We start from the raw sequence: 24,749 nt of genomic DNA on the forward strand, positions 1-24,749 counted from the left end.
GTCGGCGGGTGGCGCTCTCGCATGCCTTGAAGTGAACCCAGTCGGAGAGCCGGATGCGGGAAATCCGCACGTCCGGTTCGATGAGCGGGTCGGGGAAACCGGGCAACCATGCCACGGCGCCCCGACTCGACTCTACTGAGATGCAGTTCAGACCACGGGCATCCCCAGATGCGTGCGCAGGTCCCACAGGTCTGGAAAGAAGCGCCGCTCGACGGTCGTGCGCAGATACGCCGCGCCGGAGCTGCCGCCGGTGCCGGGCTTCCACCCGATCACGCGCTCCACCATCTGGACGTGCCGCAGGCGCCACAGCGTGAACATCTCGTCGTACTCCACCAGCGCCTCACAGAGGAGGAAGAGGTCGAAGTGGCTCGATTGGTCGCGGTAGATGGTGGCGAGCTGCATCACGCGCCGGTCGCGCGCCTGCTGCCGCACCTCCTCCGCCGCATCGTCCCCCGGCTCCGGGATGTCGAACCCGCGGCGGCGGCATACCTCGTGGAAGGCGTCGCGCACGCTCGGGTTGTCCAGCCGCGCCTGCAGCCGCTCCCGCTCCTCGGGCGTGGGGCGCGCGTGCACGAGCATCCCCGGGTCTTTGGAGCCCGACACGAACTCGATCTCCCGGAACTGCGCGGACTGGAAGCCGCTCGCCGGCATGATGTGGTCTCGGAAGGTCAGGAAGTCGGTGGGGCTCATCGTCTCCAGCACCGTGATCTGGCTGACGAGCACGCGCTGGATCTCGATGCAGCGCCGCAGCAGCCGCGTGGCGCCGAGCACGTCGTCGCGCTGCAGCCGCGCCACCACGCCGTCGATCTCGTGAAGGATCTGCTTGAACCAGAGCTCGTAGACCTGGTGGATGACGATGAAGAGGAGCTCGTCGTGCTGCATGGGATCGGAGCGCAGCTGCTGCATCCCCAGCATCTCCTGCACGCGGAGGTACGAGCCGTAGCTCAGCTCCTGCTCGTGGTCTGGCCTTCCGAACGACATCGTTGCGTCTCCCTGCGAGGGGCCGTGGCGTGCGCCGGGCGGAGCAGCCGAACACCATCAAAGTCCGCTCCGCGCCTCGTTGCCGCAACCGTGGCAGGGGTCTGGTACCGGATGGTTTGTCTCACACAGAGAACGCAGAGGAGAACGGAAAGCCACAGAGAACCTCTTCTTCCCTCCTTTCCGTACCCTCTGTGTCTCTGGGTGAGGCGTCCTCGCGGGGGGCTTCATCACCCCTCTGCGCAGAGTGTACGGAGCCCGGATTCACGCTCACGGGGCGTGCCGGTGGTGTCACGAACAAAACCCTTGTCTAAGGTGAGTAACACGTTTAGAGTAGTATCTACATCCCCACCAACTCCTCCCCCATCGGTTTTCTCGCATGTCCTCCTACGCCGCCCGCAAAACGGTGCTCATTGTCGACGACAACCCCGACGTGCGCGAGATCTGCTCGCTCGCGCTGGACTATGCCGGCTACCACGTCCTGCGCGCCTGCGACGGCGAGGAAGGGGTGGCGATGGCGCGCGAGGCGCTCCCCGACATGGTGGTGATGGACGGAAAGATGCCGCGGCTGGGCGGGTGGGATGCGGCGCGCGTGCTCAAGATGGACCCGCGCACGGCTCCCATCCCCGTGCTGGCCTTCACCGCCAGCGCCGTCACCCCCGCGCAGATGCGGCTCCTGCGCGAGGTGACCGACGGCTACATCCCCAAGCCCTGCTACCCGTCCGACTTCCTGGCCGCCGTGCGCCGCTGCATCGGCCCGCCGGTGGTGGACATCTCCATGGCGGCGATGCCGATCGCGGAGTCCGCGTAACGGCGGGTCTCACGCGGAGGCGCGGAGGCGCTGAGAAAAGCGGTTGGATTCGCAAGTCATTGGAGGCACGGAGAGATTTTCCGTGCCTCCTTTTTTGCGGGTCGTTGCTGAGGGCTCCGTGTGCATCGGGGGAAATAGTCTCACGCGAAGGCGCAAAGGCGCAAAGAAAGTGTTTGCGTGTCTTTCCTTTGCGTCTTCGCGCCTTCGCGTGACATTCTTGCTCGTTCGAGGTCGCACAGAATTTAGTACGACTCACAACCCCAGCCGTCCCCATCCCGATCCAGCCGGTGCGGATCGCCGCCGGTCACCTTTACGGTGTGTCCCACGTCGGCGCAATCCAGGTCGTAGCCGTTCCATGCCGGATATGCGTAGGGGCTGCTGTCCTCCTCCTCTTCTTCCTCCGGTTCCGGTTCGGAGGCCACGCTCACGTCGGCGGTGGGCTCGGGAGTGCTGGCGGGCGGCGGATCGCCGTCCATCAGCGCAAAGGTGGTCGTATCGGGCTCGATGGTGAGAGGTGTGGAAAGGAGAGACGCCGGCCGCGTTGCCGGCTCGGACTCGCACGCTGCCAGCACGATTACGAGCGGGAGCGCCAGTGCTCCGGCCCGGATGGACTTCCCGCCTGCGCTCCCGCTGTGTACAACGTTCATGAATGGCCGTCCTGGTGCTGATGGAATGTCATTATGTCGAACACGCGCTTCCAACCCGCATAAGCCTGGCACTCTATAGTCGGCACGTCGAGACGAGTTTCGTGCCGCAGCTTCAGGGCCGCCGCACGCCGCTCTCCTGGGCCATGAACCTGGCGCCATCGCCACTCTCGATCTCGTACTGGATGAGCGTGCCGGACGCGTAGCCGTGCCGGATGATCCCCCGCCCCCGCTCCGTCACGACCTCGTCGCCGCGCTTGAAGCGGAACGTGGATGCGGCGGCGGCATCGTCGAAGCTGACCATCCCATGGTGCCAGTGAATTTTGAACGGGCCGATCCCGTGCACCTGCACGACGGCGAGCTCCGGGGAACGGGCGAACATCGTGGTGCCGCTCGGCGCGAAGGCGTAGCTGCCCGTCCTGAGCTCCCGCAGCGCGGTCGAATCGAAGCTCGCGCCGAAGCCGAACTGCCAGCTTCCCTGCACGATGGTGATGTGCTCGTCCACCGGGTGCGAGTGGGGCGGCACGATGGTGCCCGGCAGCTCCCGGATGCGCATGACGAAGGGCTGGCCTTCGGCGTCAGGATGGCCGTACAGGATCTGCACGTCGCCCGAGAGCGGCCCGAGCGGGATCATGCGGGGATCGCGCGCCCCTCTGCCGCTGTCGGCCCGCGTCACGCCCGTCGCCGCACCCATCGCGGACTTCGTCTCGCCCGCCGCCGCGGGGGCCGGGCCGGCGCCCCGCACGCAGGCGGTGGCGAGCAGGCACAGCAAGGGGAGAAGCCGATTCATGGTTCCCTCCGTGGTTGGGTTTGCGCCGGTCAGCGCGGGGCGGGGAGCGGGGATGGGCCGAGCGGCTCCAGGTAGGGCGGCGACGAAGAGTGGATGCATCACGCTCGGCGAAGTGCCGCGAGGGATCGAACCCGGAAGGTAGCCTCCGCGCCCCGGCGCCGGAAGCAAAATCCGAGGCCGGCGCCGCACGCGCCGAATCACTCCTATTGACATTCGGAAGAAGCGCGCGTATCCCTTCCTTACGACACCCGGAAGGAAAGACACTCCGCGAACCGCCCAGATGCCGCGAAACAGCTCGGCCGACATCCTACAGGGGACGCTCGATCTCCTGGTGCTCAAGACGCTGGCGCTGCAGCCGATGCACGGCTGGGGGATCGCGCAGCGCATCCAGGACATGTCGCGCAACGCGCTCGACGTGGGGCAGGGATCCGTGTACCCCGCGCTGCTGCGGCTGGAGGACCGGGGGCTGATCTCGAGCGAGTGGGGGGTGACGGAGAACAACCGCCGCGCCCGGTACTACAGCCTGACTCCGCTCGGCCACGAGCAGCTCGAAGTGGAGATGGCGGGGTGGCGCAGCTACGCCCGCGCCGTCGAGCTGATCCTCCGTACCACCTGAGGCGCCCCATGCATCCCAGAGCCCTGCTCGCCCTGCTGCGCGGCCGGTACCGCGCCCTCTTCCGCCGCGGCGAGGTGGAGGCGCGCCTCAGCGAAGAGATCCAGTTCCACCTGGAGATGGAGACGGAGAAGAACCTGCGCGCCGGCATGTCGCCCGACGAGGCGCGGCGGGCGGCGCGGCTCGTCTTCGGCGGCGTGGACCGCATCAGCGAGGATCACCGGGACGCGCGCGGCACCCGCTTCGTGGAGGACGCGCTGATTGACGTGCGCTACGCGGCGCGCTCGCTGGCGCGGACGCCGGGCTTCGTGGCGGTGTGCGTGGTGACGCTGGGGATCGCGATCGGGGTGGGGACGTCGCTCTTCTCGGCGGTGGACGGCTTCTTCTACCGCGCGCTTCCGGTGCCGGGCGGCAGGGATCTGGTGACGGTGTACACGAGCGACTACGGCGGCGACCTGCGCGGCGGCAGCTCGCACGCGGACCTGCTCAGCTTCGCGGAAGGCACGGCCGGCATGGCGGAGCTCGCGGGCGAATCGCGCGTGGAGGCCGCCGTCGGCAGCGGCGACGACGTGGCGATGCGGCGCGGCGCGCTGGTGAGCTCGGGGTACTTCGCCGCGCTGCGCGTGAAGCCCGCGCTGGGGCGCTTCCCCGCGGGCGCGCGCGCCGACGAGCCGGCGATCGTGCTCGGCTACTCGCTGTGGCGGCGCGCCTTTGGTGCGGACCCATCGCTGACCGGGAAGACGGTGAGCGTCAACGGACACTTCTACCGCGTCGCGGCGGTAGCCCCGCGCGAGTTCCTGGGGATCACGCGCGAGTTCGCGAACGAGTTCTGGGTCGACGCCGCCTTCGCGCCGATGCTCCTTCCCGGCGAGCCCGTGCTGGATCAGCGCGGCAACCGGCGCTTCCAGATCGTCGGCCGCCTGCGCGAGGGCGCGTCGATGGCGGAGCTGCGGGCGAGGCTCGCCACCGTCGCGGCGCGGCTGTACCAGGACGAGCCCGCGAGCTGGCGAGAGGAGGCGGGGCACGGCCGCCGCGTGACCGTGATGCCGGAGCGGGAGGCACGCGTCGCCGGGATCGCGCCGGGCCAGCTGATGATGATGGTGGGCGGCGTGACGGCGCTGGGGCTCGGGTTCCTATTGGTTGCGAGTGCCAACCTTGCGAGCCTGTACATGGCGCGAGCCCTGGCGCGGCGGCGGGAGATCGCGACGCGGCTCGCCCTGGGCGCGGGACGTGGCCGGCTGATCCGCCAGCTGCTCACCGAGGGCGCGGTGGTGGCGGTCCCGGGCGCGCTGCTGGGCATCGCGCTCGCCTACGGGACCTCCGTGGCCGTTGGGCGCTACCGGCCGGAGGGGTTCCCCAACGTGGACCTCTCGCTCGACGGCCGCGCGCTGCTCTTTACCGCGGGGGGGACGCTGCTCGCGCTGCTGGTGTTCGGGCTCGTCCCCGCCATCCAGAGCGCCCGTACCGACGTGCTGTCGTACCTCAAGGACGGCGGCTACGCGGGGAGCCTCGGCATCCAGACGGGACGGGTGCGGGGCGGGCTCATCGTCACCCAGGTGGCCCTATCTCTGATGTTCACCGCCGGATCGGTGCTGATCGCCTCCGCGCTCGGGCGGCTGGCGGAGGACCGGCGCGTCGATGCTTCCGGAGTCCTGGTGGCGCCCGCCACGCTGCTGCAGGCCGCGGGCGACTCGGTGCGCGCGTCGGCCCTCGTCCGCGACGTCATCGCCCAGCTCGACCAGATTCCCGGCATCGAGGCGGCCAGCGCGGCCATGATGGTGCCGGTCTCCGGCTCCCGCTCCACCACCGGCGTGGTGCCGCGCGACACGCGAGAGGCGGGCGGCAGCCGCTCCGTCGACGTGAACCTCGTGCGCCCGCGCTTCTTTGAGGTGGTGGGGCTGCCGCTGGTGCGCGGCCGCGACTTCAGCGAGGGGGAGATGGGCGGCAGCGCGCGCGTCGCCATCGTCAGCACCGCGCTGGCGGAGCGCCTCTGGCCCGGCAGCGACCCCATCGGCAAGCGGCTGCAAGTCGATGCCGCCGGCGGTGACGTGGAGGTCGTGGGCCTGGTGGGCGAGATTGGGAAGGAGCCGCCGGGCTCGCCGGGCGAGGGGCTGCTGTACCTTCCGCTGCGGGCGGCCGGCGGATCGCTGGTGCTGCACCTTCGCGCGGGCGGATCGGCGCGCGCGCTGGCCGCGCCGGTCGCGCGCGAGCTGCGCCGCTACAATGCGCAGATGGTGGCCCCGGAGGTCACCACCATGACCAGCTACATGGACCGGGCCTTCCTGCCGCAGCGGATCGCCGCGCGCGCGTCCGGCATCCTCGCGCTGCTGCAGATGGTGCTGGCCGTCGCCGGGCTGTCCGGGCTGGTGGCGTTCGTGACGGCGCAGCGCAGCCGCGAGATCGGCATCCGCGCGGCGCTCGGTGCCGGGCGCTCCAGCATCGTGGGGCTGGTGCTGCGGCAGGGCGTCCGCCTAACCGCCATCGGGGGCGTGGCCGGCGTCGCGCTGAGCCTGCTGATGGGTAGGGTGATCGCCACGTCGCTCCCCGTCGGCGCCGTCATCGAGCTGCGCGCGCTGGTGGCGGCCATCGCCTGCTTCGCCCTCGTGGCCGGCGCGGCGATGCTGCTCCCCGCCCGCCGCGCCCTCGCCGTAACACCTGCCGCGGCGCTGCGGGCGGAATGAGCCGCGCTGCCAAGTACATACGGGGCGCAGAGAAACCGTGGCACTACTAATTACACGAGCGCGTTTAACCATCCATCGGAAATTTCGACATCAATTCTAGGAAAACGCGACCAGCCTCGGTCATTCTGAAGTGCTGCTTCAAATCTCCAGACGACGGCAAAGCGGCAACGGTGTGCCCGTTGATCCCTCGATCAGGCCATACCCTCGAAGCCGTCGGAGCTCGTCTTCGAACTTGCTGGTCTTTTCGAATGGGAATGGCTTGTCGTTGGCCTCTCCCCACAAGTGACCGAGCTCATCCTTCGGCAGAAAGTGCGTGATCAAGAACCCGAGGGTCCGAAGTTGGTGATCCTGTTCCTTCTGTCGGTCCTTGATCGACTGGAGCTGGAACTCTACGCCCTTATCGGACAGCACGAGCCGATCGAGGCGACCAAGAATCCCTGAAGCGGCGATCACCACGACCAAAAAAATCGCGAAGTCAACGAGAACGAAGCGGCGGCCCGTTGGAGTCCATCCCATCGGAATGCTGATGAGGTAGAGGAGTGCGAGAACCACCACGACTGCTGTACTTGCAGAAAAGAGCCAAGCCGGCCCGCGCGAGTTGCTCATGAGAGGAGTTGTGGAAGCGTTAGATACGCACCTAAAGCACTGGGCCGCCGGCAGCATTACGGTCGATTGTCGCGGGTATCCTCCTACCGTGCCGCGCTCTGCCTGGTGGGCCGGAACGTGGGGTCACCGATGCGCCAGGGCGGGTTGCGGCGGTTCTCGCCGCCCCAGTAAAGGCAGATCACGTTGCCGGCGGGATCGCGCAGCCGCGCCTCGCGCCAGAGCCAGCGCTGGTCCTTGGGGTCCTGCGTGAACTCGATGCCTCTGCCCTTCAGCTCATCCACCAGGGCGTCCAGCTCTTCGTGCTCGAAGTAGACGACGACGCCGGTGTCCGCCGGCACCGCGTCCACGGCGTGCACCGAGAAGGTGGACCCTCCGTCGCCGCACTCGAAGCGCGCGTAGACGGGCGTCGCCACGATCTGCCGGAAGCCCATGGCGCGGTAGAACGCCGCGGATGTCGCCACGTCTAGCGCGGGAAGGGTGATCTGGTTCAGGTTCATCTCTCGGGGGGATCAGGGTAGACGTTCACCAGCATGAAGGCGGCGGACGCTGACCCAATATACCTGAAAGATGCATTACGGGGCGCGTGCCTGGCGGGGGGGCTCGGCGCCGCGGTGTCTCGGGAAGCGGGCGAGTGCGAGGGGCGAAGCTTCGTCGGGCGCGGAATCGGAGCAGGGTACGCGAATGGCGGTCACCGGGCCTGCCTCCGTCTCGAACTCCGGGCCGAAATCCCAATGCTGCAATGCACGGCCCCGGAGCGTGTCGCGCGCGCGCGGAGCATCGAAGATCAGCTCGGTGCCGCTGAAGCCGGTGTGGAAGATCATCCGCACCCTCTCCGGGTTCGACTCCGCCGTCCAGTGGAGCGACGGCGGCCTGTTGCGCTCGCCATGCAGGGGCCGGAGGTTCGCATCGAGTTTGGTGAGCGCCCACGCGTCGTCCGTGCGGTCCTCCCTCTCCCCCTTGGTTAGCGCGGTAGAGTCGAGCCGCACGTGCGACGGCGCGAAGTAAAGGCTGTCCGACGCGGGTCGCCCCCGGCGGTCGAACAACGCGTAGCAGCCGACGAGGTCGCGCGGAAGATTCAGCGGGGGCCTCGCGGAGGGCACCGGCTCAGAAGCCTCGTATCCGCAGGAGGCAAACGGCAGTGCGAGCGCCAGGGAGGCGGCACGTAAGATGGAGCGCACGGGTCAACCCCTGGATCGATGTCGTTGGCGTGTGCGGATCGAACCCGACGCCGATCGTGGAAGTCGTGAAAACGCGGGTCAGCGGCGGGGCGGTGGCGGCCGGCGTGGCGGAGCGCACGTACCCGAAAAGAGGAGGGCGCCGGCCAGCGCGGCCAGGAGCGACCCTTCGAAGAAGGTTGACACCGGTCGGCCTGGGCCCGGACATTGGACGCTCCCCGCGTACCGGCGATCCGCTTTCGCCCGCGTGAAGGCTCTCCTCTCTCCCGCCCGGCCCGACGAAGCCATACCGTACTTCAGCGTACGCGCTCTCCTGCTCAGCTCGGCCCGCCCCCGCCGAACACCCGCCACCAGTCTCCCAGACCACGAATGCCTCGGCTCCCACTGTGCCCAGCCGGAATCCTGCTGCTCGTGGCGACGGCATGCGCACCCGCCGCGGGCAGCAGACCCTACGCCGCCCCGCCGTCTGCATTCCGGGCGCTGGTGTGGAACGTCGGCGACTCCTCCTTCGTCGTGCACCCCACGACCTTTCGCGGGGTCCTCCGCGCCGCCGACGCGGACGTGCTGATCCTGGACGAGGTGGGCGGTGAGATCGAGCCCTCCGAGCTGATCCCGATCCTGCGCGGCCTTCGGGGCGAGGCGGACACGGTGTGGCACCTGGCGTGGGGCGTGGGCGGCGACTACCAGCGCACCGTGATCGCCTCCCGCGAGCCGGTCGAGCCCCTTCGCGAATTCTCGCCCCTGCCCTTCACCCGCACGACGCAGCCGGTGTTCGACCGCGCGCCCGATTCGCTGCACGCCAGGCTCCGGCGCGACTTCGATCGCGGCGTCGCCACCAACGGCGCGGTCGTGCGGTCCGGCGGACGCAGGCTCCTCGTCGTGGGTCTGGACCTGTGGGCCCGAGGGACGCGCGACAGCTGGGAGGAAGCCCGCCGCCGCGTGGAAGCCGCGACGATACGCGACGCGGTGGGCCGGGTGCTCGCCCGCCTCTCGTCGGAGGGGCGCGCGGTGGATGGCGTGGTGCTGGGAGGCGACATGAACCTCGTCGCCGGGCGCGCGCCCCTGGACACGCTGACAGCCTCGCCCGGCGCCGGGTGGCGGCCGCTCGCCATCGCCCCCGCGCTCCACGCCGACGGCCTGTCGCGCTGGACGTGGGACGGCCGCGGCACGCCCTTCCACAGCCGCCAGATGGACCTGACGTTGTACAGCCCTGAGGCGCTCTCGGTGGAGCAGGCGCGCGTCTTCGACTCGGAGCAGATGGCCCCCGAGGAACTCGCGCGCTTCGGCCTGGGCGCGGACGCATCGAAGTCCCTCTCGCGCCACCGTCCGGTGATCGTCAGCTTCCGGTGGCTCCCGGCGCGGTGGTAGTGCGAGGCCCCGGATCAGCGGCGATGCTCGACCCGCACCCCCGCCAGCCCGCGGGTTCAATCCTCGGCGAACCTGCGCTCCAGTGCATCGATGCGCTTTCCGGCCTCCTCGTCTACCACGGCGAGCTGTTCGAGGATCGTGCTCCACGCGTCGGGCAGCTCCATCGTCCCTGCCCGAGCAGCATCCGAAGCCGCGACGATGGCGCGGCGCGACGCGATCTCCCGGGCACCGGGGGGAGGGCCGAACCACTCCTCGGTGTACTGCAGCGGGTCCGCCGTTCCGTGCACCGCGAAGTTCTTCCGGGCGCGCTCGATCGCCTGGGGCGTGGCGGACGGGTCGTGCAGCCAATCGCACACCCCGCAATCGGGAAGCGGCGAGGCGGCATCGAAGGTGGGGCATCCGCAGCAGGGGCAGTCGGCCCACTGCACGTCCGCCCCCGTCACTCCGTTCAGATGATTGCGGTACTCGGCGAGCGTGGACGGCGCGGCCGTGAACCCCTCGACGCGGCTCGGCGCCGGACGAAGGTAGCGCCAGCCGACTGCGCAGACGATCAGCGTGAGCCCGCCAAGTACGAAAATTTGCATTCGGAGCCTGATCCTGCTTCGATTGGATGGTACGCTATCACCTGTAGTAGTAATACCACTGTCCATGCGCGTTTTCCACCACCGCATGCGTGCCAGGCACCACCATCCCGCTGCGGAGCGGCGGTGCGCCCTTCTTCGCGTGCACCAGGCCCCCGTCGCGGCTGCGGCTGAAGAGTACGTAGTCGCCCTCAATGGAGATCATCTCCAGGTGGAAGCGCCGCAGCTTGCGCCGGAAGTCCTCGTACACGGCGGGGTCGATGCTGTCGCGCGCGAGCACATCCGCGAGCAGCGCGCGATTGCTCCCCCAACGTTCAGTCCCGATGGAATCGAGCTCGGCGCGCGTCCTTCTTACGATCGTTCCGTTGAGGGAATGGGTGTAACCCTCCGGCCACTCCCACATCTTGCGAATCCTTCCGTACTCGTGCACCTGCGTGGCGAACTCGTTGAGATCGCGCCTTTGCAGAAAGCGCGAGTTGTTGAGGCGGACCAGCGGCGGCGGAACGACCTCAAGGATCAGTACCCCCAGCACCAGCGCGGACGCCGCGGCGCTCCACCGGCCCCACGATCTGGGCGACCGGAGCACCCACAGGAAGATGAGGAAGCCGGTGATCATGATGCCGAGGGAGCCGCAGAGCGCCCACCACGTCACCACGGGCCGATACAATCCCGACGAAAGATCGGCCAGCCAGAGCAGAACGCTCGCGGCATAGCCCACGAACATGAGCAGCGCGAGGCGGCGGATGCGCGGCCTGGAAGGCGTGGCACCGGTCATCGCCCGAGCACGCGCGCGAGAAGCTCCGGCATCGCGTGGAAGTGGTCGACGTGATCCGGCGCGGAGTTCCCCGCGTAGCCGAGGAGCTGGAACCCGCCCGCGCGCACCTCGCTGAGCTGCTGCAATCCGCGAGGGCCCCAGCGCAGACGGCGCGTGCGGCGCAGGCCCAGCTCGCGCAGCAGCCAGTCGGCGGTCTCGGTGGTGCTGGCGTAGGTGCCGGGGAAGATTTCCGAGTGCGTGACGAGGAACCGCTTCTCGCCGCGCATGGCCGCGCGCGCGAATGCCGCGAACGCCGCCAGGTTGGTGCTGTCCAGCGTGCCGCCCGCGGCCAGCGGCGTGCCCTCGGGCACGTACGACGTGTGCATGCCGTCCAGCAGGAGCACCGCGTCCACCCGCACGAAGTGGCGGGGCTCGCGCAGGATGGCGCGCACCGCGCCGTGCCCGGCGGAGAACCCCGCCAGCGTCACGCGCCGCAGCCGCACCGCCCTGCCGCCCACGGCCGACACCTCCGCGGCGACGCCCGCCAGGAGCGAGTCGAAGGCGGCCGGTTCCGCGTAGGTGCGGTGGTAGATCCCCGACCCCGCGCCCAGGTTCACGACCGCAACCACCGCGCGTCCGCCGGCGGCCTGCTGGGGCAGCCACGCCGCGCCGTGAAAGTGGATGACGACGTCGACGGCCTCGCGCCTCCGCGCGCCGTATGGCACCAGGAGCTCCACGGGCCGTCCCCCCGGCCCCGCGAACGAGCGCCTGGCGCCCGCGACCTCCCTCCTGACGAGACGCTCGTGCGCGCGCGTCTCCTCCACCATGGGCGACGGGTTCTGCGACGGCGCGGGAGTCTGCGCCGCGGCAGGCGCCGTGCACACCAGCGCCGTGATCGCCGCGGCGATGGGGCGAAGGGCCGCCGGCCTTCCCGTGCGCGTCAGGCCTTCAACCCGGCGGCGGGGCGGCAAGCCCGTCACCCAGCCGCCTCAGCCAGCGCCAGTGCAGCAGAAAGAGCCCGGCCGCGAGCAGGCTCAGCAGCCCGCTGGTCACCAGGGAACGCTGCGCCTGGTAGCGGTTCCGCTCGGTGCGATCCACCCGGAGTGCCTGGAAGCGCCGGCGCAGCTCGGCCTCGCCCGGGGGCGCCTTTCGCAGCGACTCCCGCTCGGACTCGTCCAGGTAGGGAGACTGGTGATAGGTGGCCCTGTACGCCTCGAACGACGAGAGCGACGGCCCGAAGTCGTTCTCGCCCTGGAGCGGGTTCGCGAGCGTGAAGAAGCTGTTCACCAGGGCCGCGCTGGAGAACAGCAGCGTGACGACGCACACCAGGCAGACGGAGTATCCGTACCACTGCGAGATTCGATTCGGCCGGTCCACGGCGTCCCTCCTGGCCAGAGTGCTCGCGAATCCGATCCAGAGGATCAGCGGAAACCCGAAGATGATGAGCGGAAGCCAGAACAGCGCGGGCGAGGCCAATGCGAAGCTCATATCGACGCTACTCCGTTCCCCCGGGAAGGCGACCGGCTCCGCGGCCGGCGAACGCCTCCAAACTCAGGCGCGGCGTGCACGCAGCGCAAGAGTTTCGTAGTTCCTCACGGCGCTCCACCCCATTCCAGACCGGCGGGCAGAAGGTCGCAGAACGCGAACCGCTCCATGCGCAGCACCACCTCGCCCACCGTGTAGGGCACCGGATGACGGAACCCCGGCCCCGCGGACACAAAGGTGTGGAACTCCCCCCGCTCGCCGCATGGGTCCACATTGGCGGGCAGCTCCGCGAGGAGCGCCGCATCGTAGGGGCGCCCCGCGAAAGCCGCCGGCAGCACCCGTGTATCCACGCAGACCAGCCGCGCCACGATGCCGCTCGCGAACACCTCCCGCGCCAGATCGCGCGTCGCTTCGCCCCAGAGCGGAAAGAGCGCGCCGAAGCCGAGCGCCTCCACGCGTTCCTCGCGGTACCGCCGCACGTCCTCCAAAAAGATGTCTCCGAAGGCCAGCCGCTTCACCCCTGGCATGCGCGCGCGCAGCTCCCCCAGCGCAGTGGCGAGCGCGGCATCGTACGCCTCGTTCGTGCTCTCCGGCGCGAGGGTGACCTCCTGAAGGGGCAGCCCCAGCGCCTCGGCCTGCGCGTGGAGGAGCGAGCGGCGCACCCCATGGATGCTCACCCAGTCGTACCCCGCCGTCACCGTGGTGAGCAGCCCGGCCACCTCGATGCCCGGATCGTCACGCAGCCGGGCCAGGGCGAGCGCGCTGTCCTTGCCGCCGCTCCAGCTGAGGACCACTGGCTCCCTTGAAGGCAGCGGAACCGCAACAGGCTGCATCGCGCCGCCTGGAGCGACGCGATCCGGTCGCGCGGCGATGCGCTGGGAGTCAGCCGGCATCGCTGTTGGTTGACGGTTCAGCCGTGGGCTCAGCCGCCGCTGCCGCACTCTTCCGCAGCGGCTTCGCGAGCCGCCGGCTCATCAGGGGTCCGTAGCCAACGAGTATTACGCCTCCGAAAACCCACAGCCAGAACAGCAGCCGCACCATCGCGCGCCAATCCGGGCCGGCGGGCCACACATCCAGGAAGCGGTGCGGCGGCTTCCGGTCGACGTAGACCCAGATGCTGTCGCCCTCACCGAGCAGCCGGTGCGCGTGCTTGCGCGGGGCGACAAGGCGGCCGCCCGCGTCGGGGTAGCGGTAATAGACCAGCAGGTTCCCAAAGACGTTCTCGCCCAGCACGGCGCCGCGCGCGGAGTCGGCCCGGGCGACCATCTCCGGTACGCCCCGCCGCTCCTGCCAGTGCGACCAGAGGATCAGGAGCGAAACGGGCACCAGGAACACGGCCGGGCGCCACAGCACGCCGGGCGCCAGCGAGATGTGCTGCACGGCCAGCCCGGCGCCGAGGCCGAACAGCGCGCTGATCGACACGAGCAGCAGGCAGATGACGACGAAACCCGCGCCGAAGGTGGGCGGAAGACCCAGGTACAGGAGGAGGCCCGCCATCCAGGCGGCACCGAGCGAGGCTCCAACGCGGCCGGGCGTGATCTCGGGAATCTTCATGCTGCGTCCGCCGCCGCTTCAGGGTGAGCTTTCAAGCCGCTCTGTCGCTTGAGGAGAAGGTGTGCGCCCGACGCGCAAAGACAGTGGCCAGCGCACCGTTGTCTGTACCTCGGGATCGCCCCAGTGCATCTCGAGCTCGGGCCTCACCTCCGCGAGCGGATCGTGGCCGGTTGCCTGGGCGTATCGCTGCGTCGCGGACCATGTGCCGAGATAGCCCAGCAGCCCCTCCATGCTCGTCCGCATCTCCATCGAAAAGGAAGGAGCCGGAATCTCGATGAAGGGAAAGTGCAGGCCGCCATATCCCTCCTCCACCAGGCGGCGCTCCGGGGGCCAGTACGGGCCGACGGTCTCTGAATAGAACCGGTCGAGCGTGTGCTGCAAGGCCGCGTCGGGCAGCACCATGTGCCCGTAGCACCAGACCGCGAGCACCCCGCCCGGCCGCAGCACTCGCGTGGCCTCTGCGTAGAACGCGGGCAGATCGAACCAGTGCAGCGCCTGCGCGACGGTGAGCAGCTCCACCGAAGCCGCTCCCAGACCGCTCCGCTCGGCCGGCGCCACCCGGTACTCGACGCGCGGATGTGGCTCCGCGTGCGCGATCTGCGCCGCGCTGGCATCGGTGGCGACCACCCGCGCGAGGTGCCCGGCGAGCGCGACGGCGGCCTGGCCGCTCCCGGTGGCGCAATCCCACGCATCCGCCTCCTTCGAGACCAGAGAGGCCAGGTACGAAAAGAGCGCCGCCGGGTAGCGCGGCCGGAACCGCGCGTACTCGGCGGCGGCGCCGGAGAAGTGGTCCGCGAACTCAGCCATACGTGAGGGGCGCGCTGTCCAGCGTCGGTACCCCGCTCATTCTGCGACGACCTGGATGTTGTAGCGGATGTCGTTCGACTCCTTTTCGCGGATCCACTTCTCCGCGAATCCGGCCACGCCGTGAAGCGGGTAGAGCGCGCCCCCGAGCTCCGCGACCGTCGCGTCCCGCCGCGAGATCACGCGCGGCCACTGGTCGGCCGGCGCGTGGGCGAGATCCTTTGCCAGCGCCCAGGCGAAGTCGCGCGCCACGTCGATGCCGAAATCGAAGATCCGGTCTTCCAGCGAGGGCGCGATCTCCTCGATGCGGGCCAGGCGGGGCGAGATCTCGGCAAGCTCATCCTCCACGACGCGCACCAGGCGGGAGAGCACCTCGTTGATCTTTTTGAAGTCGGGCCACAGCGCCTCCAGCTCGGCGGGATTCGGCGCCACCGTGGCCGCGGCGATCCCCAGGTCCAGGTTGATGTGCGCGTTCATCCCCAGGAGCAGGTGCTGCACGACGAGCGGGGCGGGATCGTCCAGCGCGCCGAAGGCCACCTGCCAGCTGCGGCTGGGCTGGGCTCCCGCGCAGTGCTGGTCCCACGCATGTAGGAAGCGGCTCGCGAACACCACGTCCAGCCGCTCCATGCGGGCGTTGTCCTGGAACACGTTCCCGGCCACCAGGGCACGCCGCACGTTGGTGGTTACGCGCTCGTACAGCGCCGCGAAGTAGCCGATGCGCTCCCCATCGCGGAGCGCCTTGTCGAGAATGGCATTGAGAGCCGCGATGATCTCGTCGATGGTCTGGGGCGCGCCCGCCGGGGGCGTGGAGGCTTGCATGGATACCGTGGAAGGGAGAAGCGCCTCGGGGGCGTCGCGGGTCAGGCCCGCGCGGGTACGGGTTCAGCCGCGGGCACCGTTTCCCCGGCGGCGTGCGGGTAGGCGGCCGGCGACCACAGCTCGGGACGCCGCTGGATCTCCCGTGCCAGCCAGGAAAGCGCCACCAGGAGCACCAGATCGCCGCCGATCAGCGCGACGTCGACTTCCGCCGCATGCCCCATCGGGAACAGCACGCCCCCCAGGACGAGGAGAAATGTCGCGGGCCTGGCGCCGAGGTGGTGGCGGGTCAGGAGCAGGCCGAGGAAGATCAGGCCCAGGGGGAACAGGATCCCGGGCACCAGCGTCGTGAGGGTGAGGAGGGGATGGTCAGACAGGGCAGCCTCGACGGCGGCCCGGCTCTCGACGCTCAGGGCGGCACTCTCCAGGACGGCGCTCGTGCGGAAAAGCACCTGCATGCTCGCGCCCGCCATTGCGCCCACGAGCGTGACGGCGGCCGCGACGACGCCCAGTGTGGGCGCGCGCGAACGCGCGACGTGGCCGAGCGCAAAGATCGCCGGAACGAAGAGGACGAACGCGAGCCACATCACGACGGTCCACCCGAATGGTGCCGATCGGGAAAGCTGGAGCAGATCGGCGGCGGTGAGCGCGAGTGGAGCAGCGATGAGGCAGGCCGCGGCGGGCGTGCGGAGGGTGGGATGGTCCGTATCCATGTTGATTCCCGGGCTCAGAAAGGGCCGGTTGATTACCCCTGTCTCTGCACCCGCAGGAGAGTCGCTCGCAACCACGCAGGTGGCAAGAGCCTTGATCCGCCTCGCCAGGCGCCCCCTTCCGAGCCAGGCGCGCGGAAACCGGCGCCGTTGCCGCGGTTGCGCCGATGGATGGAGCTACCGCATGTACGGCGGCACGTTCCGCTTGATCACCGTGAACTCCCGCTCGGTGAGCGGCAGCTTCTGAAAGGCGTTCCAGGTGGAGAGCGGCGAGTTGCCGCCCACCGCTCCGTCTGAGCCGAACAGCACGCGCTGGACGCCGAGCTGCCGGATACTCGCCGCGAGCCGCCGCGACACCTCCGCCGATTCGCCCAGCCCGCCCAGACCGGAGACGTCGAACCACACGTTCTTCATCCGCGGGTCCCGGTCGGCGGCGGCCCGCGCAAATACGTCGAGCGCCGCCTCCACCTGCGGATCGTCCAGGCGGCCGGCCCCCGCCAGGTGCGCGATCTGCACCACCACGCCGGGCGATGCGGGAAGGATCTCGGTGAGGAACGTCCGCGCGTACGCCGCGCCGTAGGGACGCTGCCGCGTGACCGACGGGCGCATGTGCACCACGATCGCCATCCGCCGCTCGTTGGCCAGACGGAAGACGCGCCGTACGCGCTCCACGTGCTCCGGCTGATCCAGCTGCACGTCCGAGTTCCCGAAGTGGAGCTTCAGCCCCGTCCGCAGCCGCGGATCCGCCGCGCACCGCTCGATCTCGGCGCTTGCGTAATCGCTGAGCGGATTTACCGCGCAGAATGCGCGAAGACGTCCCGGAAAGAGAGCCACCTGCGCCGCCGTCCAATCGTTCTCGGCACGCACCCGCGCGTACTCGTCGGCCACGGGAGGCCGGTTGGGATTGGAGAACTGGTAGGCGATGGAGAACACGGCCGCGTACCGGATTCCCGCCGAATCGAGCAGCGCGACCAGCGCCGGTGCCGTGACGCGCTCCAGGGTAGGCGAAAGCGCCTGCGTGCCCGGGCCGAAGAGGTGCTGGTGGAAGTCGCCCAGCGGTCTCGCGCGAGCATGCGCGCAGGCCGTGCTCAGCGCGAGGCCCACGCAGCACAGACGACCCAGGATGCGGATGGCTCGGCTCCGGACGGGCGGGGCGGAGCAGGACGGAGCCGGTTGGCGCTCAGTGCACATGAGGGGATCTCCTCGGGGCGGGGTGCGGCCAGAGTCGCACCCTGCTGGTTTTCCACCACAGTGGTGGAAAACCAGCAGGGTGATGCATAGCTAGCGCCGGTGCCCCGGTGCGTCAAGCTGCACGGCAACCGGGCAGCCGCCGATCCGCACCAGCGTGTCAGGCGGCGCGGGATGGCAGCTGCAGGTGATGATGCCGCGTGTGGATCTCCTGCAGCCGCACGAGGTCGACGACGGGAAGGCGGCCGAACGCCGGGTGGTCGGTGGTGGTGCCGCGCACTTCTCTCGCGGCGCTCTCGAACGCTGCCGCCGCGGCTTGCAAGCGGTCGAGGAGCGCGGGCGCGGGCGCGGTGGACGTGCCCGGCCGCATCACCCCCGGCGCTTTGCTGGCCACCGGGAAACGGCCAAGCCACAGCACGGGCCGCAGCAGGAGGGTGCGGAGCAGCGGCCGCAGGATGCGCGGCGGAGCCCCCCCGGGCGAGCGGCCGTGGAGAACTTCGCCGCTGGCCTCGTACGCCAGCGCGAGATGCTCGGCGATCTGCCCCGGCGACCACTTGCCCTCGGCGCGCGGCCGATCCCACCGCTCCGGCGGCACAGCACGAGCCGACGCGAGAAATGCCTGCACCGCCTGATGATGCGCGTGGAGCGCGGAATGGAGATCGGGCATTGCGATGGTCCCCTGGTGTGCTGGTTGACGCCGCCGGCTGGTACGCGGATATGCGCGGCAGCCGCGGACGGATCGTCCGCGGCTGCCGGGAGCCTCGCCAGGGCGGGGCTTACCCCCGCCCGGCGGCCCTCACGGCTTCCAGGCCGGTGCCCAGAGGCCGTGATTGAGCTGCCGGAGCGAGATGGGGAGCTCGATGCCCGTGGCCGTTTCGATCACCGTGAGCACGGCGTTCCGGTTGGCCGCGATGATGTACTTGCCGTCCGGCGAGTAGTCGAACGTGTGCCGATACTGGGTGCCGCTCGCGGACACGGGGCGGTTGCCGGTGCCATCGGGCTTTACGGCGCGCAGCTCGCCATTCGCGAAAAAGGATTCCGTCACGCTGATGTACGCGATCTCGCTGCCCTGCGGCGACCACCGGGGTGAGGCGGCGGGGCCCGGAATCGTGACGCTCTGCCCCGTCGCCAGGGTGGTGACCACCAGGCTCGAGCCGCTGATGTACGCCAGGCGCGTCCCATCGGGCGAGAGCGAGGCGTCGCGCCCGGCGCGAACGCGCTCGCGCCCGGTGCCGTCGGCGCGTACACGATGGATCGTCGCCTCGTTGAAGACCCCGCCGGTGAAGTACACCCACTGCCCGTCGTACGACCGCCGCGGCCAGGACTCGTGCTCCAGCTGCGACGCCGGCTCGATCAAGCGCCGGCGGGTGTTCGTCGCGAAGTCGAACACGTACAGCTGCTTGGTATGATTGGGGTTGTTGTCGTGGAAGAACAGCTTCGTTCCGTCCGCGCTCCAGGTGCTGGGCATCTCGCCCCAGTACCCGTTGTTCATGACGGACGGCGTGACCTTGGAGAGGTTGGATCCATCGAGGTCGAAACGGTAGATCGCCAGCTCGTGGCCGGTGTGCTCCATGGCCGTGTACGCCGCGATGGTACCCTGCGGCATCACGCTGACCATCGTGGTGTCGGCGAAGCCCCCGACTTCGGCGACCACCATCGCGCGGCCGAATGCGGCGCCGGTCACCGTGGTGCCGGCGAGGCTCGCCGGCCCCGAGGCGACGCGCAGCGCCGGCGCATCGGTGCGGGCGTTGCCGTGCCGGTCCTGCACCGTCGCCCTGATGGTGGCGCTCCGCCCCACGGACAGCATCGTGTCCTGGGGAGCCGTCACCACGCGGACCGGATTGCCGGGTCTGATCGTGTAGCCGGCCGTCGTCCGCAGACCCAGCGTCGGCACGATCACGTTCACCGCGCCGGGTCCAGCGATGGTACCGAACGCGATGCGCGCGTGCGCCCGGCCGGCCGCGTCCGTGCTGTCAGCCACGAGGGCCATGAAACGTGCACCCCCTACCTCGCTCACCAGAACGGGCGCTATGGGGCCCGCGGGCGTGTTCGTGAGCACGGCCTCGAACCGAACCGGCACGCCCACGAGCGGCTTGCCGTTGTCGCCGATGAGCTCCACCGTCAGCGCCTGGACCGGTGCGGTCAGAACGGTGTCGGCTACGTCTGCGCCGGAGATCACGCGGAGGCCGGGGTCTTTCTTGGGGGTGCCATCCGAGACGGGATTGTCACAGGCAGCGGCGATGACGGACGCGGCGAGCAGCGCCACGCGTATAGACGGGGTTTTCATCGTAGAACGGATAAATGGATGTAAGTGGGGTGCGCGCTCCCTTTTCGGCCGGCGTGGCTCGGCCGGGAAGCGTCGAACGGCGAATGGCTGACCGCCTGGTAAGTGCGGCCAGCCGGACGCACCATTACGAGCGGGCGCCGGTTCTTGCCTGCCGCGGATGCGGAGGTTGAGGAAGCAAGATCCGGTTAAAAGATCGGAAAGCGAGGCGATATGCGCAAGCCGTTGCTTGCAGCGCTACCGGGGCGCGTGGTCCCGCCGGGCGGCCGTGCGACGCCCGCGCTCGAGTGCGGCCGCCCCGAGCACCCCGAGCGCATACGCCGCGAAGTCGCGAGGATCGAAGCCGTTCCCCAGCACCAGGTGCCCGAGCCTCGTACCGCGCACCGCATCCAGCGCGGGCGCGTGATACAGCTGGCTCACCTCCACCGTGAAGCAGGCCGCCAGGGCGATCGCGCCCCGCGCGCCGAGCGCCATCCGCGGCACGAGGGCGCTGACCCACCAGGTGAGCATCGCCGCCCACAGCGCATCCCCCACGACGTCGCGCACGATGGGCGACGTGTTCACGCCGCCCAGGTGCACCGCCAGCCCGGCCATGATGGTGGCGATCGCCAGCGCGGCGTAGGCGGCCCGCGCGCGGAGCTCAGGGGACGTGCGGCCGGTCAAAGCTATCGCGGCTCTTGCGGCAGGCGGAAAACCGGCAGGCGCAGGCCACGCAGGATCGCCAGCAGCCGGAGCACCGCGACCGCCACCATCCCCAGCACCGCAGCGGCGGGCCGGCCGACCCCCGCCTCCTGCACCAGCAGGTAGAGCGCGGCCCCCGCGATGGCGGCCGTCGCATAGATGTCGCGGCGCAGGATCAGCGGGACCTCGGCGCTCAGCACGTCGCGGAGCACGCCGCCCGCAACTCCGGTGATGGTCCCCATCAGCACCACGATGATGCCCGGCAGACCGGCGGCCTCCGCCACCTGCGTGCCCATGATGGAGAACAGCGCCAGGCCCAGCGCATCCGCGATGAGAAGCGAGTTGCGCGGCGCCGGCCACAGGCGCACGTAGACGATGCTGAGCAGCGCCGCGATGGTGATGACGACCAGGTAGGTGGGATCGGCGATCCAGAAGATGGGGTGCCGGTCCAGGAGCAGGTCGCGGATGGTGCCGCCGCCGATGGCCGTGACGACCGCGATGACGAGCACGCCCAGCAGGTCCAGGCCCTTTCGGCCGGCCGAGAGCGCGCCGCTGATGGCGAACACGGCCACCCCGAGCAGGTCCAGAACGTAGACGGTCACGCGCGAGGATGCATGGAGAGCGGCGCCATTCCTGTTCGCTCAGACCTGTTCGTAAAAGAGCTCGGACCCGGTAGGTGGATGAGCTCCGGGGGCCGAGAACCCGGGGAGCGCCTCCACTTCGGCGAAAAACTCCTCCAGCGATCCGCAGTCCGAGCTCCACAGGCTCACCTCCAGAGGGCGAAGCTCGGATGCGGGCTCGTATAGCACCGTCAGCTGTAGCTGCTCCATCCCGGCATGCTCGCCATCCTCCTCGATGGAGAACTGCCGCGTCAGGTTCCAGTGGAACTGCTCGCGGCCCGTGAAATCGTACGTGCCGCATTGGAAGAGGAGCGTATCGTCGGCGGCGCTCACCGGCACTGCCGCGAATTCTCGGAACACGCGCCACGCGATGGATGGGTCCGGGCGGTTCCGGTCGAATCCGGCGGCATCCAGCATCCGCGCGAAGTGCGCGAGAGTCGCTCCCGGTGCGAGCACGTGAACTTCTCCTTGCGAGCCGAATTGTGTCGTTCGCCAGCCGTGCCCGGGCTAATATGGCACCCCCGCGCTTCGGATGTCCAACGTTGAGAACAACGAATTGGTTGCGCACTGCGGGGAAACGCGGGTATCCTCCTCCGGTCCTGCACCAGTACCCACCGCAGGACAGATACCCCCCGGCCAGTCCGCCAGGACGGAACCGCCCCGTCCACGGCTCCCCTCACCGCCGTAAGCATGGCCCTCCCGGTTCGTCCGGCGTCCCGCGGGGCCGCCGGTCTTCCTGAAAAAGAAGCGCTCACCATCCGGCTGGTCGCGTTGCTGGCGGTGGCCTGCATCCTGGGATTCGGGGGCGTGTACCGCGTGGCGATGCCGGCGGCGAACGATCCCTGGTCGTACCGCTTCGTGGTCGCCGCGGTGTGCGCCGCGCTGTACATCCTGTCCTACGTCCCCGGCCGGCCGGGCTTCGTCGCCGTCATGCACCTGACGTTCGCGACCGTCACCGGGTGGGTCGTCCTGCTGCTCGCTCTCAACGACTTCGCGCCCGAGTACGCGCTGGGGCTGATGGTGATCGTGGCGGTCATCAGCATGCTCTTCCGAGGCACGGTCTCCCTGGCGGTCTACGGAACCGTGACGCTGGCAGCGGTGGGGGTCGTCGCGGCGCGAGTCTCCGAGCCGCGGATGAGCCCCCTCCTCTTCGGCAGCTACCTGGTGGTGATCCTGGGGCTGTTCTGGGTGGTGGTGCGCAACCGCCTGCGCGCCGAGCGCGAGATCGCCGCCAGCGAGGAACGCTACGCGCTCGCCGCCCTGGGCGCCAACGACGGCCTGTGGGACTGGGACGTGGCGGCGGGCACCCTCTACCTCTCGCCACGCTGGCGCGAGATCGCCGGCGCCTCCGAAGACGAGGCCAGCCGCGGCCCCGAAGATTGGCTCGGCCGCATCCACCCCGCCGACCGCGCGCGCGTGGACGCGGAGCTGTTCCCGCCGGGCGGCCCGGGCGGGACGCACTTCCAGTCGGAGCACCGCATCGCCCACAGCGACGGAAGCTGGCGCTGGGTGCTGGTGCGCGGCGTACGCGTGGTGGGCCCGGACGGGGAGATCGTGCGGATGGTGGGATCGGAATCCGACATCTCCGAGCGGAAGCGCTTCGAGGAGCAGCTCGTCCACGACGCGCTCCACGACTCGCTCACCGGCCTCCCCAACCGCGCCCTCTTCCTCGACCGCCTGGAGCGCGCGATCGCGCGCACGCACCGCCAGCCGGCATTCCACTTCGCGGTCATCTTCCTGGACCTGGACCGCTTCAAGGTCATCAACGACCGGGTGGGCCACGTGGCGGCGGACGGCGTGCTGACGGTGGTGGCCCGCAGGCTGGAGCAGTGCCTTCGCCACGGCGACAGCGTCGCGCGGCTGGGCGGCGACGAGTTCGCGCTCCTGGTGGAGGACGTGGACGAGCCATCCCTGGTGGCGCAGCGGATACAGCACGCGCTCGTCGCTCCCATCGATGCCGGCGGGGAGCCGGTGGTGGTCACGGTGTCGATGGGGATCGCCGTCAGCTCAACCGGCTTCGCGCGCCCGGAGGACGCGCTGCGCGACGCCGACGCGGCCATGTACCGCGCCAAGGCGAGGGGCCGGTCGCGCTTCGAGGTGGCCGACGACGAGCTGCACGCCCACTCGCTGGCCCAGGTGGCCATGGAGGGCGAGCTGCGCCACGCCACCGGTCGCGGCGAGCTGCGGCTGCACTACCAGCCCGTGGTGCGCCTGGACACGCGCGAGCTGGTGGGCTTCGAGGCGCTGATGCGCTGGGAGCACCCGACCCTCGGCCTCTGCTCCCCCTCCGACTTCATCCCCCTGGCCGAGCAGACGGGGATCGTCACGGCGCTGGAGCGGTGGGCGCTGCGCGAGGGGTGCAGGCAGATGCAGGCGTGGCGCCGCTCGCACCCGTGGATGGAGGAGCTCTGGCTTTCGGTGAACCTGTCCACCCGCCACTTCCTCCGCCCCGCGCTCGCGCAGGAGATCCAGGAGCTGCTGGGAGAGACGGGCTTCGCGCCGGACCGCCTGCACCTGGAGATCACGGAGAGCGTCATCATGGACGACCCGGCCGCCGTCGGGCCGCTCCTGCACCGGCTGCGCGCGTCGGGCGTGCGCGTGGCCATCGACGACTTCGGCACGGGGTACTCGTCGCTGGCCTACCTCCACCGGCTCCCGCTGGACACGCTCAAGATCGACCGCTCGTTCGTGCACCAGATGCGCTCCGATCCCGCGCTGGAGGCGGTGATCCGCACCCTGCTCTCGCTTTCGGAGATCCTGCACCTGGAGACGATCGCCGAGGGCGTGGAGACGGAGGAGGAGGCGAGCGCGCTGCTGCGGATGGGATGCCGCTACGGCCAGGGCTTCCTCTTCGCCCGCCCGCTCCCCCCCGCCGACGCCGAACGCCTCCTCGGCGCCACCCCCGGCACCCCGGTCACCGCATAGATAGGCGGACCGCTCGATCAGTCGCGCCGGTCCGCCAGCAGGATGCGGCGAGCTTCCTCGTGCGGCACCACGTCGCCGTGGTCGGCGGCCTGTAGCCCGCGAGCGACTTTCGAGACGAAGTACAGCCGATCCATCGCATCCTCCACGGTCGCGTCCTCGGGGAGCCGCTCCACCGCCTCGCGGAGCAGCTGCTTGGCATTCACCGGCATAGGTTCTCGTGCGGTAGAGGAGAGAGGGAGGTTTGAGTCTACCTCTCGTCGCGCGATGTGTACAGGTGCGGGCTGCCGGATGCTGGTTTGAGCGGTCAGCCCTGGAATTCAGCGCGCTTTTGCCCGGACGGAGCGCTACGTATTGCCGCGGTGCCTTGCGATTGCCGCATCCAGGCGCTCGCGAGCAATGCGGCGTTCCTCTGGAGTGAACAATTCCTTCCATTCCTCCTCGAGAACCATCGCCTCCAGCGAGAGGTCGGCGCGGCCAACCGAAACCACTCGGTCGAGTCCCGCGGCCGTATCCTTCTTTGCATCCAGCCACTCGCGGGACGCCTGGAGTCCTCCAACGCGGCGAACCTTCTGGAGAAACCGATTCGCCCAATAAGAGGTGGCCCTGCCAACCTCCCAGTAGGAGCTCTCAAGCTTCCTGTGGAATCGTTCTTCGAGCGTCTCTGACATTGGGGGAACTTAG

The 24,749-nt window shown here is 69.7% G+C and carries 28 protein-coding genes; 5 read left to right on the forward strand and 23 right to left on the reverse strand.

Features of this window, described 5'->3' with window-relative positions:
- Positions 1–147 precede the first annotated feature (147 nt).
- Positions 148–981: a tryptophan 2,3-dioxygenase family protein gene (locus VF584_17195; GenBank protein ID HEX8211915.1), complete on the reverse strand. Its 834-nt coding sequence runs from the start codon at positions 979–981 to the stop codon at positions 148–150.
- A 376-nt stretch (positions 982–1,357) separates the two neighbouring features.
- On the opposite strand from VF584_17195, the gene VF584_17200 reads away from it, so the two are divergent.
- Positions 1,358–1,789 (forward strand): response regulator, encoded by a 432-nt coding sequence (locus VF584_17200; GenBank protein HEX8211916.1) that lies wholly within the window; start codon positions 1,358–1,360, stop codon positions 1,787–1,789.
- A gap of 242 nt (positions 1,790–2,031) precedes the next feature.
- Here VF584_17200 and VF584_17205 read toward each other — a convergent pair whose 3' ends face one another.
- Together VF584_17205 and VF584_17210 are read right to left on the reverse strand one after the other, a co-directional pair.
- Positions 2,032–2,436, reverse strand: coding sequence for a hypothetical protein (locus VF584_17205; GenBank protein ID HEX8211917.1), 405 nt, complete (start codon positions 2,434–2,436; stop codon positions 2,032–2,034).
- A gap of 112 nt (positions 2,437–2,548) precedes the next feature.
- Positions 2,549–3,223, reverse strand: coding sequence for a cupin domain-containing protein (locus VF584_17210; GenBank protein HEX8211918.1), 675 nt, complete (start codon positions 3,221–3,223; stop codon positions 2,549–2,551).
- Positions 3,224–3,503: 280 nt separating this feature from the next.
- Here VF584_17210 and VF584_17215 point away from each other — a divergent pair, with 280 nt between their 5' ends.
- Together VF584_17215 and VF584_17220 are read left to right on the forward strand one after the other, a co-directional pair.
- The gene (locus VF584_17215) at positions 3,504–3,839 is read left to right on the forward strand and encodes a PadR family transcriptional regulator (GenBank protein ID HEX8211919.1); all 336 of its coding nucleotides are present in this window, start codon (positions 3,504–3,506) and stop codon (positions 3,837–3,839) included.
- Positions 3,840–3,847: 8 nt separating this feature from the next.
- Positions 3,848–6,517 carry an ABC transporter permease gene (locus VF584_17220; protein ID HEX8211920.1) on the forward strand — a complete coding sequence of 890 codons (2,670 nt, stop codon included), beginning with the start codon at positions 3,848–3,850 and terminating at the stop codon, positions 6,515–6,517.
- 138 nt (positions 6,518–6,655) lie between these two features.
- On the opposite strand, the gene VF584_17225 is transcribed toward VF584_17220, so the two are convergent.
- The 3 genes from VF584_17225 to VF584_17235 form a co-directional block, all read right to left on the reverse strand.
- Positions 6,656–7,123, reverse strand: coding sequence for a hypothetical protein (locus tag VF584_17225; protein HEX8211921.1), 468 nt, complete (start codon positions 7,121–7,123; stop codon positions 6,656–6,658).
- 83 nt (positions 7,124–7,206) lie between these two features.
- On the reverse strand, positions 7,207–7,620 hold the full coding sequence (locus tag VF584_17230) for a VOC family protein (protein ID HEX8211922.1): 414 nt from the start codon (positions 7,618–7,620) through the stop codon (positions 7,207–7,209).
- 75 nt (positions 7,621–7,695) lie between these two features.
- On the reverse strand, positions 7,696–8,223 hold the full coding sequence (locus VF584_17235; GenBank protein HEX8211923.1) for a hypothetical protein: 528 nt from the start codon (positions 8,221–8,223) through the stop codon (positions 7,696–7,698).
- A 444-nt stretch (positions 8,224–8,667) separates the two neighbouring features.
- Between VF584_17235 and VF584_17240 the strand changes: the two genes are divergently transcribed.
- Complete coding sequence (locus VF584_17240; GenBank protein HEX8211924.1) at positions 8,668–9,666, forward strand: endonuclease/exonuclease/phosphatase family protein; 999 nt, start codon at positions 8,668–8,670, stop codon at positions 9,664–9,666.
- A 56-nt stretch (positions 9,667–9,722) separates the two neighbouring features.
- On the opposite strand, the gene VF584_17245 is transcribed toward VF584_17240, so the two are convergent.
- The 15 genes from VF584_17245 to VF584_17315 form a co-directional block, all read right to left on the reverse strand.
- A complete protein-coding gene (locus VF584_17245) occupies positions 9,723–10,250 on the reverse strand; it encodes a hypothetical protein (GenBank protein HEX8211925.1) in 528 nt (175 codons plus the stop codon).
- 37 nt (positions 10,251–10,287) lie between these two features.
- The gene (locus tag VF584_17250; GenBank protein ID HEX8211926.1) at positions 10,288–11,022 is read right to left on the reverse strand and encodes a hypothetical protein; all 735 of its coding nucleotides are present in this window, start codon (positions 11,020–11,022) and stop codon (positions 10,288–10,290) included.
- The gene (locus VF584_17255; protein HEX8211927.1) at positions 11,019–11,972 is read right to left on the reverse strand and encodes a hypothetical protein; all 954 of its coding nucleotides are present in this window, start codon (positions 11,970–11,972) and stop codon (positions 11,019–11,021) included. The genes VF584_17250 and VF584_17255 overlap by 4 nt, the downstream gene beginning before the upstream one ends.
- The gene (locus VF584_17260) at positions 11,950–12,489 is read right to left on the reverse strand and encodes a hypothetical protein (protein HEX8211928.1); all 540 of its coding nucleotides are present in this window, start codon (positions 12,487–12,489) and stop codon (positions 11,950–11,952) included. The genes VF584_17255 and VF584_17260 overlap by 23 nt, the downstream gene beginning before the upstream one ends.
- A gap of 104 nt (positions 12,490–12,593) precedes the next feature.
- On the reverse strand, positions 12,594–13,280 hold the full coding sequence (locus tag VF584_17265) for a hypothetical protein (protein ID HEX8211929.1): 687 nt from the start codon (positions 13,278–13,280) through the stop codon (positions 12,594–12,596).
- A gap of 88 nt (positions 13,281–13,368) precedes the next feature.
- The gene (locus VF584_17270) at positions 13,369–14,040 is read right to left on the reverse strand and encodes a hypothetical protein (protein HEX8211930.1); all 672 of its coding nucleotides are present in this window, start codon (positions 14,038–14,040) and stop codon (positions 13,369–13,371) included.
- 18 nt (positions 14,041–14,058) lie between these two features.
- A complete protein-coding gene (locus VF584_17275) occupies positions 14,059–14,847 on the reverse strand; it encodes a class I SAM-dependent methyltransferase (protein HEX8211931.1) in 789 nt (262 codons plus the stop codon).
- A 36-nt stretch (positions 14,848–14,883) separates the two neighbouring features.
- The gene (locus tag VF584_17280; protein ID HEX8211932.1) at positions 14,884–15,663 is read right to left on the reverse strand and encodes a DUF5995 family protein; all 780 of its coding nucleotides are present in this window, start codon (positions 15,661–15,663) and stop codon (positions 14,884–14,886) included.
- A gap of 41 nt (positions 15,664–15,704) precedes the next feature.
- A complete protein-coding gene (locus tag VF584_17285) occupies positions 15,705–16,373 on the reverse strand; it encodes a hypothetical protein (GenBank protein HEX8211933.1) in 669 nt (222 codons plus the stop codon).
- 174 nt (positions 16,374–16,547) lie between these two features.
- Entirely contained in the window at positions 16,548–17,561 is a 1,014-nt protein-coding gene (locus tag VF584_17290; protein HEX8211934.1) for an amidohydrolase family protein, read from the reverse strand.
- Between the two features lie 157 nt (positions 17,562–17,718).
- A complete protein-coding gene (locus VF584_17295; GenBank protein ID HEX8211935.1) occupies positions 17,719–18,225 on the reverse strand; it encodes a DinB family protein in 507 nt (168 codons plus the stop codon).
- A 129-nt stretch (positions 18,226–18,354) separates the two neighbouring features.
- Positions 18,355–19,845, reverse strand: a complete 1,491-nt coding sequence (locus VF584_17300) for a hypothetical protein (protein HEX8211936.1) — start codon at positions 19,843–19,845, stop codon at positions 18,355–18,357.
- Positions 19,846–20,079: 234 nt separating this feature from the next.
- Entirely contained in the window at positions 20,080–20,505 is a 426-nt protein-coding gene (locus VF584_17305; protein HEX8211937.1) for a DUF2809 domain-containing protein, read from the reverse strand.
- Positions 20,506–20,507: 2 nt separating this feature from the next.
- Positions 20,508–21,125 (reverse strand): trimeric intracellular cation channel family protein, encoded by a 618-nt coding sequence (locus VF584_17310; protein HEX8211938.1) that lies wholly within the window; start codon positions 21,123–21,125, stop codon positions 20,508–20,510.
- A gap of 39 nt (positions 21,126–21,164) precedes the next feature.
- On the reverse strand, positions 21,165–21,599 hold the full coding sequence (locus VF584_17315) for a hypothetical protein (protein HEX8211939.1): 435 nt from the start codon (positions 21,597–21,599) through the stop codon (positions 21,165–21,167).
- Positions 21,600–21,833: 234 nt separating this feature from the next.
- Here VF584_17315 and VF584_17320 point away from each other — a divergent pair, with 234 nt between their 5' ends.
- Complete coding sequence (locus VF584_17320) at positions 21,834–24,068, forward strand: GGDEF and EAL domain-containing protein (protein ID HEX8211940.1); 2,235 nt, start codon at positions 21,834–21,836, stop codon at positions 24,066–24,068.
- Between the two features lie 17 nt (positions 24,069–24,085).
- Here the strand turns inward: VF584_17320 and VF584_17325 are convergent, their stop codons facing one another.
- Positions 24,086–24,277, reverse strand: coding sequence for a hypothetical protein (locus VF584_17325; GenBank protein HEX8211941.1), 192 nt, complete (start codon positions 24,275–24,277; stop codon positions 24,086–24,088).
- 135 nt (positions 24,278–24,412) lie between these two features.
- Entirely contained in the window at positions 24,413–24,736 is a 324-nt protein-coding gene (locus VF584_17330; protein ID HEX8211942.1) for a hypothetical protein, read from the reverse strand.
- Positions 24,737–24,749 lie beyond the last annotated feature (13 nt).

Source organism: Longimicrobium sp. (assembly GCA_036389135.1).
In the GTDB taxonomy this organism is placed as follows: Bacteria; Gemmatimonadota; Gemmatimonadetes; order Longimicrobiales; family Longimicrobiaceae; genus Longimicrobium.